Source organism: Arthrobacter sp. SIMBA_036, from assembly GCF_046535135.1.
Taxonomy (GTDB): Bacteria; Actinomycetota; Actinomycetes; order Actinomycetales; family Micrococcaceae; genus Arthrobacter.
The window spans coordinates 476,964-486,821 of sequence record NZ_JAWRXG010000002.1 but is presented as its reverse complement, the minus strand read 5'-3'; the positions used below and the strand labels follow the sequence as shown (position 1 = coordinate 486,821).

The 9,858-nt window shown below is 61.8% G+C and carries 9 protein-coding genes and 1 rRNA gene; 5 read left to right on the top strand and 5 right to left on the bottom strand.

What is annotated here, in order from left to right; all coding sequences use genetic code 11:
• Positions 1-227 precede the first annotated feature (227 nt).
• From rrf to SB659_RS04925, 5 genes are all read left to right on the top strand, one after another.
• A 5S ribosomal RNA gene (rrf, locus tag SB659_RS04945) occupies positions 228-344 on the top strand.
• A gap of 117 nt (positions 345-461) precedes the next feature.
• Entirely contained in the window at positions 462-956 is a 495-nt protein-coding gene (locus SB659_RS04940) for a hypothetical protein (protein WP_284974095.1), read from the top strand.
• Between the two features lie 25 nt (positions 957-981).
• Positions 982-1,128 (top strand): hypothetical protein, encoded by a 147-nt coding sequence (locus SB659_RS04935; RefSeq protein ID WP_410549669.1) that lies wholly within the window; start codon positions 982-984, stop codon positions 1,126-1,128.
• Entirely contained in the window at positions 1,125-2,498 is a 1,374-nt protein-coding gene (locus SB659_RS04930) for an FAD-binding oxidoreductase (protein WP_410549668.1), read from the top strand. Before SB659_RS04935 ends, SB659_RS04930 begins: the two co-directional genes overlap by 4 nt.
• A 77-nt stretch (positions 2,499-2,575) precedes the next feature.
• The gene (locus SB659_RS04925) at positions 2,576-3,037 is read left to right on the top strand and encodes a pyridoxamine 5'-phosphate oxidase family protein (RefSeq protein ID WP_410549667.1); all 462 of its coding nucleotides are present in this window, start codon (positions 2,576-2,578) and stop codon (positions 3,035-3,037) included.
• Between the two features lie 70 nt (positions 3,038-3,107).
• Here SB659_RS04925 and SB659_RS04920 read toward each other — a convergent pair whose 3' ends face one another.
• The 5 genes from SB659_RS04920 to SB659_RS04900 all read right to left on the bottom strand — a co-directional run bounded on the left by SB659_RS04920 (position 3,108) and on the right by SB659_RS04900 (position 9,781).
• Positions 3,108-4,529 (bottom strand): DUF4032 domain-containing protein, encoded by a 1,422-nt coding sequence (locus SB659_RS04920; RefSeq protein ID WP_410549666.1) that lies wholly within the window; start codon positions 4,527-4,529, stop codon positions 3,108-3,110.
• Positions 4,526-6,121, bottom strand: coding sequence for a beta-N-acetylhexosaminidase (locus SB659_RS04915; RefSeq protein ID WP_410549665.1), 1,596 nt, complete (start codon positions 6,119-6,121; stop codon positions 4,526-4,528). Before SB659_RS04915 ends, SB659_RS04920 begins: the two co-directional genes overlap by 4 nt.
• Before the next feature lie 78 nt (positions 6,122-6,199).
• A complete protein-coding gene (locus SB659_RS04910) occupies positions 6,200-7,282 on the bottom strand; it encodes an ABC transporter ATP-binding protein (RefSeq protein ID WP_284974099.1) in 1,083 nt (360 codons plus the stop codon).
• A 206-nt stretch (positions 7,283-7,488) separates the two neighbouring features.
• Positions 7,489-8,289, bottom strand: a complete 801-nt coding sequence (gene otsB, locus SB659_RS04905; RefSeq protein ID WP_284977840.1) for a trehalose-phosphatase — start codon at positions 8,287-8,289, stop codon at positions 7,489-7,491.
• Positions 8,279-9,781, bottom strand: coding sequence for a trehalose-6-phosphate synthase (locus SB659_RS04900; protein WP_410549664.1), 1,503 nt, complete (start codon positions 9,779-9,781; stop codon positions 8,279-8,281). Before SB659_RS04900 ends, otsB begins: the two co-directional genes overlap by 11 nt.
• Positions 9,782-9,858 lie beyond the last annotated feature (77 nt).

Sequence of the window (9,858 nt, the reverse complement as noted above, 5' to 3'; positions counted from 1 at the left end):
GCCGGATGTGGAAGCGAGGACTAAAGACTCGTGAAGCTGACCGGTACTAATAGGCCAACAACTAACACCACACACAACACACTGCACGCGTCCACTATGTGGTTCCCAACCAACAACCCGGGAACAAAACACACAACTGAATAACAACCAAGCACCACAGTTGTAACCACAACATACTTCCCACCCACAAACCCCCACACGGGTTTGGCAGGGACGGGTAACAAGGTTACGGCGGTCATAGCGTGGGGGAAACGCCCGGTCCCATTCCGAACCCGGAAGCTAAGACCCACAGCGCCGATGGTACTGCACCCGGGAGGGTGTGGGAGAGTAGGACACCGCCGGACATACTTTAGTTGGAAACCCCCCGAACCACATGGTTCGGGGGGTTTCCCATTTAACTATCGGTCCTTTTAGGCCCTGCCCATTTAAGCGCGCCCGCGCCGCAGGTAGAGTTGGTGCTCATGGAAAGCCTCTTCAGTCATCCCGTAGCGGAACCAGACCCGAGCCAACCAGGCAGCAGTGACCTGGACCCTTTGGTTTTCACGGTAGTAGTGCCAACGAACGTATCGCATGCGTTCATGGGCTTCACGGATCACCCGCATCTTTGGTGGCCGTTGGAGGAGTTAAGCGTCTTTGGTGCCGGCGCCCACGTGGAATTCGAGGAGAACCTCATTCTCGAGACAGCGGAGGATGGCCGAACGTCGGTTTGGGGAACCATTGATGATTGGCAGCCGCCTTTGTCCTTCCACGCGGACTGGTATCCAGCAAGCACAGCTCTGTGGTCTACCGAGATCCGCGTAGTTTTCCGAGCTGTAACCGGGGGCACCGAGGTAAGGGTCATCCACGATGGTTGGGAGGGCGCCGAAGAGCCCTCAGCCACGCGGGATTCCTATGCGGACAGGTGGCCCAGAATACTGGAGAGATTCACACGGTTCATGGGCGGAGTTGTTGGCTAGATCATGCAGGGAACGCCCTTGACCGATGGAACTCCGCCCGATGGACCTCCGCCCGATGGAACTCCGCCCGATGGACCTCCGCCCGATGGACCTCCGCCCGATGGACCTCCGTCCGATGGACCTCCGCCCGATGGACCTCCGTCCGATGGACCTCTACCTGCGCACGACATGACGCATGGCTTCCTGCAGGAGCTGGCCGGTGGCTTGGAGGTCGGCCAACTTTCCCAAGACCCAGGCGTTCTTCGGACGTACTCTGCCGATCAGGGGCCACTGCTGGAGCGCCACCTTCCTGTCGCCGTCGTATGGGCAGAGTCTGTTGAGGACGTTCAGCACGTTGTTCGCAGTTGCGCGCGCTTTGCAGTGCCCGTAGTCGCCCGCGGCGCAGGGACCGGTGTTTCGGGAGGTGCCCACGCTACTCCAGGCTGCATCGTGCTGTGCCTTGAGCGCATGAATCGTATCCTGGACCTCAGCCCTGACGATGAGACCGCCGTCGTCGAACCTGGCGTTATCAACGCGGACCTCAATGCTGCGGCTGCTGGTCATGGCCTGATGTACGCGCCGGATCCTGCGAGCTACAAGATATCGACCATCGGGGGAAATGTGGCCACCAACGCCGGGGGGCTGCGGTGCGCCAAATACGGCGTGACGCGGGACTCTGTCCTTGCGTTGGACGTGGTGCTGGCTGATGGTTCTTTGATCCACACGGGCCACCAGACGTTCAAAGGCGTTGCAGGCTATGACCTGACGGCACTGATGGTCGGCTCGGAGGGAACGCTGGGCATTGTGGTGGGGGTGACCGTTCGACTGAAGTACCTGCCTCCCGTGGTGCGTACCATGGCCGCGTTCTACCGGGACTTCCGCAGCGCGGCCGCCGGTGTTCTGGCTGTGGGTAGGGCCCGTGTGCAGCCGGCAATCATGGAACTCCTGGATAGCGGCACGCTGGAGCAGCTGGACAAACTACACGGGAGTGACCTCCAGAAGCGTGGCCGATCGCTGCTGCTGATCCAGACCGATGGTTTCGGCGCGGACGCGGAGGCCGATGTGGTTAGGCGCGTCCTGGCCGACGGCGGGGCCACAGTAACGACTGAAGCCAGCGCAGAAGCTGAGATGTTGGTGGAACTACGCCGGAGCAGCCGTGGCGTGGAGATGGACGATGAGTTCCGAGTGGGCGAAGACATCGCAGTGCCGCGCTCCCGCTTGGTGGACTTCATTGCCGAGCTCGAGGCGATGGCTTCACGCTTCCAAGTTCGACTCAAGGTAGTGGCGCATGCGGGCGATGGCAATCTCCATCCAACATTTTGGATGGAGCGGGTTGATCCGGTGACTGATGAGCACGCCCGCCTCCGACTCAACGCCGCCCTCGATGAGTCCATCCGCGTGGGGCTGGAGATGGGCGGAACGATCACGGGCGAGCACGGTATCGGGCAGTACAAGCTGCGGTGGCTAGGTCAGGAACAGCCCGAACCAGTACGCACATTGCAACGCCGCATCAAGGAACTCCTGGACCCCGCCGGCATATTAAACCCAGGGAAAGCCATCTAGCGGGATTGATGAGTCACTCGCGCTTTGTATCCCGCGGAGGCCTGTTGGCGCGTAAGGGGCTGGCGTATCCTCGGCCTATGACGAACAAACCCGCTACCGAAATTTTGGAGACCCATCAATGCTGGGACCTCCTACGCGGAGTTTCTGTGGGCCGGCTCGCCGTCGTCGTTGACAGCGAACCGGACATCTTCCCTGTGAACTACAAGGTGGATCACGGAAGTCTTGTCTTCCGTACCGGCGAAGGCACCAAGCTTCACGCAGCACTCAGCGAAGGTCCTGTCGCCATGGAAGCCGACGGCGTCAACGCCGAAACCGGTGTTGCGTGGAGCGTAGTAATCAAAGGAAATGCCTCAGCAGTGAAACTCACCGAGGAAGTGCTGGACACAGTGGGGCTACTCCTGTTCCCCTGGGAGGCAGGGCAAAAGGACCACTTCATCAGGATCACGCCAAGCAAGGTGACTGGCCGGCGCTTTACAGTAACACCGCCGGTGACCTGGTGGACGCCCTTGGACGAAGCGCCCAGCGCACGCAACGAGTAAATCCCCGCCTCGTCGCGATTCGCCCGTCGCGATTCGCCCGTCCCGATTCCCTTGTTACGGCCCCAGGCCTTCAGTCGTCGGAGTCCGGGTATTCCTCTTCAGCTTCGTCGTCGTAGCGCCCGGACTCCTCGACTTCGACCTCGAGGATCTTGAGCATTTCGGTGTCCGGGTTGAGCATGATGGCCGCTTCGTCGCGCCGGTGCTGGAGCACGGTGTCCAGATAGGACTGCACGGTCTCGGCCAGGGGAACGTACCTGTCCTGCTTCTGGCTCATGTACCAACGGTGCTCTAATACTTCGTGCACCACCTCGGCTGGCTCCAGCTTCCCGGCCAGATGCCGGGGGATGGAACGTACGATCGGCTCGAAGATCTGGCTGACCCAGGCATGGGCGCTGATTTCCTCGTCAAGATCCGGATTGTTGTCGGCCCGGAACTGGTCCATGTCGTTGAGGAGCCTGCGAGCCTGGTTCTCTTGGGCGTCCAAGCCGGTAAGCCGCAGTAGCCGCCGTTGGTGGTGGCCGGCGTCGACAACCTTTGGCTGGAGCTGGATGGTGGAGCCGTCCGCCGTCGTCTTGATGGCGTATTCCCCGACGTCGAAGCCGAGCTCGTTCAGACGCCTGATGCGGGCACCGACGCGCCAACGTTCGCCGAGCTCAAAGGACTCCTTCTCCGTGAGCTCGGTCCAGAGGCGGCGGTAACTGCCCATGATCAGTTCACTGGTGGCCACCGGGTCCACCTTTTCCTCGATGAGCCCGCCGTCCAGCAGGTCCATCAGTTCTCCGGCAATGTTCACGCGGGCAATCTCGAGGTCGTACTCACGCTGGCCCATGGACAGATCCGGGTAGAGCTCGCCCGTTTCAGCATCGACCAGGTAGGCCGCAAAGGCGCCGGCATCCCGGCGGAACAACGTGTTGGACAGCGAGACGTCACCCCAGTAGAAACCGATCAGATGCAGCCGGACCAGGAGCAACGCTTGGGCGTCGATGAGCCGCGTCAGGGTGTCCTTGCGCAACATTTGGGAGAACAGTGCGCGGTACGGCATGGAGAATTTCAGGTGGCGCGTCACGAGGACAGGGTTCAACGGCCTGCCGTCCACAGTAGTGCGGCCTGTAATGACCGCCACTGGTTCGACGCACGGGACATCCAACCGGGCGAGCTTCCGCAGCATGTGGTATTCGTGGCGGGCCACGTGCTCGGACGTTTCCTTGATGGCGATCACTGAACCGCCCAAGTGAGCGAAACGCACGATATGACGGGAGATACCGCGGGGGAGGGCTGCGAGGTTGTCGGCGGGCCAATCTTCCAAGGCGATGTGCCACGGCAGGTCCAACAGTTCCGGGTCCGCTGCTGCCGCCGTGATGTTAAGGGAACCGATGACGCTCGCCGGCGGACTGGTGTCCTGGCCGCTGGCCGAGCTTGTCCTGGGGAGCTTGCCGATCTGCCCGTAGTCGGTGGGTTCGTCGTGCCACTGGGCCTCGTTGTACTCGCTCATGCTTCAATTCTTCCGTATTCTCCCGTGGGGTATGCCGAACTGTCCGTGAAGGGCCACTCAGGCCTGGCCGACCAGTCGACGTCGGGCGCTTCCTGGAAGGCGACTCCCTGCCTGGTGAGCCGCTCGCCCATGGCACCCAAACGACGTCGGAAGTCGCCTGCGTTGCGCATCTCCTGCCCGGTCCACCCGACTTCCGCCAAGGAAATGGCTCGCGGGTACAGGAGCCACTGTGCCTGCTGGTTGGTGCGGACGGTTTCGGACCACAAGGGGCCTTCGACGCCGAGGATGTGCTGATCGTGCAGACCGCCCTGGGCGGGATCCCAGTTGTAGTACTCGGACCACGTGAAGGGGCCGCCTTCTACCCAGGAAAGGCCGATCGGGCTGTCAGGCCCGTACTTTTGGTCCAAGTAGGTGGTCGCGGCCGGAGACATTAGGACCTTGACGCCGTTCGTCCCAACCTGCTGGAGTACAGGATCGAAGTCGCCGTGCCAATACTGGACCACGGCCTGTTCTGGCAGCTCGACGGCGGCGAACTCGTTCCAGCCCATCACCGCCTTTCCGGTCTCAGCAGCAATGCGAACAAATTGCTGCACCATCGCGACGTAGTCGTCATGGCCGGTGACGTGGGCTTCATCGCCACCGATGTGTAGGTAGGGCCCTGTTGTGATCTCTGCAAGCTGGCGGAGGACCTCACGGACGAATTCGTAGGTGGCAGGCAAATCCGCGGTCATGGTTGACCAACCCACCTCCGCCGTGGTGCTCATGGGCTTGGCTTTACCGTCCGGGTTCAGCTGGGGGATCGCCGCGAGGGCGGCGTTGACGTGCCCCGGTAGGTCGATTTCCGGCACCACCAGGACGTTCTTACTGGCCGCGTAGGCCTGGATGTCCCTGAAGTCTTGCTGGGTGTAGAAGCCGGACTTACCGCGGGGAGGAACCGCTGTGGCTACCTCAACGGCACCGGCCCCGCCCACCGCTGTGAGCTGGCGGTAGTCCAGTCCGGACGGATTCTCCGCTGGCTCAAGAATTTCGATCCGCCACGCCTGATCGTCCGTGAGGTGCAGATGGAGGGCGTTGAGTTTGAACTGGGCCATGATGTCGATCTGCTCCTTCAGCTCCTCCACGGAGAGGAAGCTGCGTGCAACATCAAGCATCAGGCCGCGGTAGGCGAAGCGTGGGGTGTCTGCGATCTCGACGGCGGGAATTTCCCAGGTGGCGGTGGTGTGGCCGGCGCTCGGGTGGCTTCCTTCGAATGCGGGTGGGAAGAGTTGCCGTAGGGTTTGGACTCCGTTGAAAAGCCCGGCGCCAGTGGCTGCTGTGATGAGGACCGTGTCTTCGGTGACGGAGAGTGTGTAAGCCTCAGGGCCGCCGTCGAACTTTTCCTCCAACGCGAGGATGATGTCACCGCTTTTGCGGTCTTCGGCCAGGGGCAAGGCGAAGCCGGTACCGCGTCGAAGCTGTGAGGCAAGCTGTTCAGCGGCCGGTGGGGAGCCGCCATACGCAATGATCCGTGCCGTCGGCGAAAGGATGAAGGCCTGCCGATCGGAGAACTCAACGTGCGAAGGCCGGGGAATCAGGTTATCCGTCGTGTTCATGCCGTGCTTCCTGGGAGAAGGTTAAAGCGAGAGCGGCCCGACCTGGAGGGGTCGGGCCGCTATCACACTGCGGATCCGCTAGTCGCCCAAACGCAGGCCTGTCTTGGTGTCGAACAGGTGCACGTGGCCGGACTGCGGACGAACGAAGATGGACTCGCCCTTCATCGGGGGGCGGCGGCCGTCGACGCGTGCCACGATGTCGTAGCTCTTGCCGTCGAGCATGGTGTGACCGTAAACGTAGGCGTCCGCGCCGAGTTCTTCGACGACGTCGACCTCAACCTGGAGTCCTTCGCCGTTCCCGACGGTCTCGAGGTCTTCCGGACGGGAACCGACGGTGACCGTCTGTCCGTGAGCTTCTTCGAGCACATTGCGCGGCACGGGGTAGACTGTACCGCCGAACTGAACGCCGCCGTCAACCACGGGAAGTTCCAAGAGGTTCATGGCGGGGGAGCCGATGAAGCCTGCAACAAAGACGTTCACCGGGCGGTCGTACAGGTTGCGCGGCGTGTCGACCTGCTGGAGGAGGCCATCCTTCAGGACTGCCACGCGGTCACCCATGGTCATGGCCTCGACTTGGTCGTGGGTCACGTAGACGGTGGTAACGCCGAGACGCCGTGTCAGGGAAGCGATCTGCGTGCGGGTCTGAACGCGGAGCTTGGCGTCAAGGTTGGAAAGCGGCTCATCCATGAGGAAGACCTGCGGGTTACGGACGATTGCACGGCCCATGGCAACACGCTGGCGCTGGCCACCGGAGAGTGCCTTCGGCTTGCGGTCCAGGTACTGCTCAAGGTCCAGAAGCTTGGCGGCTTCGCGGACACGCTCTGCGCGCTCTTCCTTGGAAACGCCCGCGATCTTCAGTGCGAAGCCCATGTTGTCAGCGACGGTCATGTGCGGGTACAGAGCGTAGTTCTGGAAAACCATCGCGATATCGCGATCCTTCGGCGGAACATCGGTGACGTCGCGGTCACCAATCAGGATGCGGCCGGCGTTGACATCCTCAAGGCCTGCGAGCATGCGCAGCGAGGTGGATTTACCGCAACCGGAGGGTCCAACGAGGACCAGGAATTCGCCATCGGCGATGTCGATGTTGAGCTTATCGACGGCGGGCTTATCTGTGCCCGGGTACAGACGCGTAGCGTTATCAAAAGTAACTGTAGCCACAGTTATCAATCCCTTCACCGGCAGGTACGTGCCGGACGATCCGTTGTGAATGGTTCATTTTCTTCAGTTGAACTCCCCGGCCGAGGGCCGGGGAGGATCGTGTGACGCCGCACGGTACTGTGCGTCACATCACACTCAAGAGTATGTCAGATTTATGCATGAACTACCTAAACGTTACGAACGTCACATGTGTGACTGGTCACGCACTAGCCTTCTGTTGTAAGACGGCGGCGCTCCCGAAGTAGGGCTTCCAGCAATTCGGCAACATGTATCGGAGCCTCGACGCGGTACTGGGCCTGGGTGAAATCGAGGCCCACCTTGACGCCCAGATCATCGCCACTGAGCCTGCCGAGCGCGTCCTCATCAGTCACGTCATCTCCGGCGAACAGAATGGCGGTAGCTCCCGTGGCTTGCCGCAGGAACTCCACGGCCTCACCCTTTGATGCCTGGACTACCGAGGTCTCCAAGACCCGTTTACCCGTCTTGAGGTAGACGCCGGGATGGTCGCTGAGCACACGTGTAGCGGCTTCGACGGCGTCTTCGGCAACGTCGTCGTCCGCCATTCTGGTGTGGAGGACGACGCCGGCTGGCTTGTCTTCGAGCACCGTCCCCGGAGCTTGCTTGACGATGTCCGCGAGAACCTCGCGGACCGCCGACAGCCTTGCGCGTTGGTCCTCGTCCAACTCCAGGCCGACCGACCCCTCGCCCAGCCACACTTCAGCTCCGTGGCTACCGATCAGCAACGTGTTCGCGGGAGGCGAGGCGACCAGCCGCAAACTGTCCAATGCCCGGCCCGAAATGAGTGCCGTCGTCGTGCGGGGAAGCTCGGCGAGGTCAGCAAAAGCTGCTGCCGAGCGCGGCAGGGGACGCGCATCCTCCGCGCGGTCAACCAGCGGAGACAGCGTGCCGTCAAAGTCCAAAGCCACCAAGAGGTGGTCCGTAGCGGCAATCTTGCGGATGGCGTCCAAGAGTTCGGGGGCAAGCGTCAATGACTGCTCAGCTGTCATCACGAACCACTTTCTCCTCAAGCGCGGCTAGGAACTCCGCGGACCAGTAGTCGACGTCGTGGTCAAGGATCTGCTTGCGCATGAGCTTCATGCGGCGGCGCGCTTCCCTGGGAGGCAGATTGATTGCCTTCAAAATGGCGGACTTCAGGCCGTCGATGTCGTGGGGGTTAATGAGGAGTGCCTGCTTCAACTGGTCCGCGGCGCCGGCGAACTCGCTCAGGACCAGTGCGCCGTCGTCCTCAGACCGGGCCGTGACGTATTCCTTGGCGACCAGGTTCATGCCATCACGGAGGGCAGTTACCAACATGACGTCGGCGGCGAGGTAAAGGGCCACCATCTCCTCCACCGGGTAGCTGTGGTGAAGGTACCGGACGGCCGTGTTTTGGATGGTGTCGTAGGTGCCGTTGATGTGGCCCACGGTTCCTTCGATTTCCTCGCGCAGAAGCCTGTACTGTTCCACGCGCTCACGGCTGGGACTCGCCACTTGGATGAGGGTGGCATCTTCAACTTTGATGCTCCCATCGCGCAGGAGTTCCTCGAAGGCTTTGAGCCGGTGCCCGATGCCCTTGGTGTAGTCCAGTCGGTCCACGCCAAGAAGGACCGTCTTGGGGTCGCCCAGATCCCTCCGGATCTGCCGGGCGCGCTCAATGATCTCGGGCTTGGCAGCGAGCTCCCTGATCTGATCCACGTCGATGGAGATCGGGAAGGCTTGTGCCCGGGCAATGTGGGTGACCTTGCCGTCGGGACCCTTGACGTGGATCTGCTGTTGCTTGACGCTCGCACCGAGGAACCGCCGCGCGGAACGCATGAAGTTGCCGGCGTCGCTTGGACGTTGGAAGCCCAAAAGGTCAGCGCCCAGCAGCCCGTCAATGATTTCGCGGCGCCAAGGAAGCTGCGCGAAGATCTCCGGGGGCGGGAACGGTATGTGGTTGAAGAAGCCGATCTTCAGGTCCGGGCGTGGTTCACGCAGCATGCGGGGAACCAGTTGGAGTTGATAGTCCTGGACCCACACCGTGGCACCGTCGGCGGCGTGGTGAAGGACGGCGTCGGCGAATTTCCTGTTGACCTGACGGTACGAGTCCCACCATGTTCGGTGGAATTCCGGAGGCGCGATGACGTCATGGTACAAAGGCCAAATAGTCGCGTTGGAGAAGCCCTCGTAATAAAGCTCAACTTCGTGGCTGCTCAGCTGAACCGGGACCAGGTCCATTCCTTCGTGGCTGAACGGATCAACGGTCTCATCAGGAGCCCCGTGCCATCCCACCCACGCGCCGTCGGACTTGGTCATCATGGGCGCGAGCGCAGTGACGAGCCCGCCGGGGGACCTGCGCCAGCCGTCGCCGCCGTCGTCATTGCCGTCGGTGCTGCAGCGATCGACCGGCAGCCTGTTGGAGACCACCATGAAATCGAACGAGTTGGCAGACGGCTGTTGAGCGTGTGGCGTCTTGCCGCTTTGCTCGGTTGTGAGTTTTTGGCTTGCCGGTTCCTGCATTAATGCTCCCTGGGGTTGCTGTGACTCACCTTCCAGCCTACTAGCGGAATCTTCTGCGGCAGTTGATCGTTCAACAA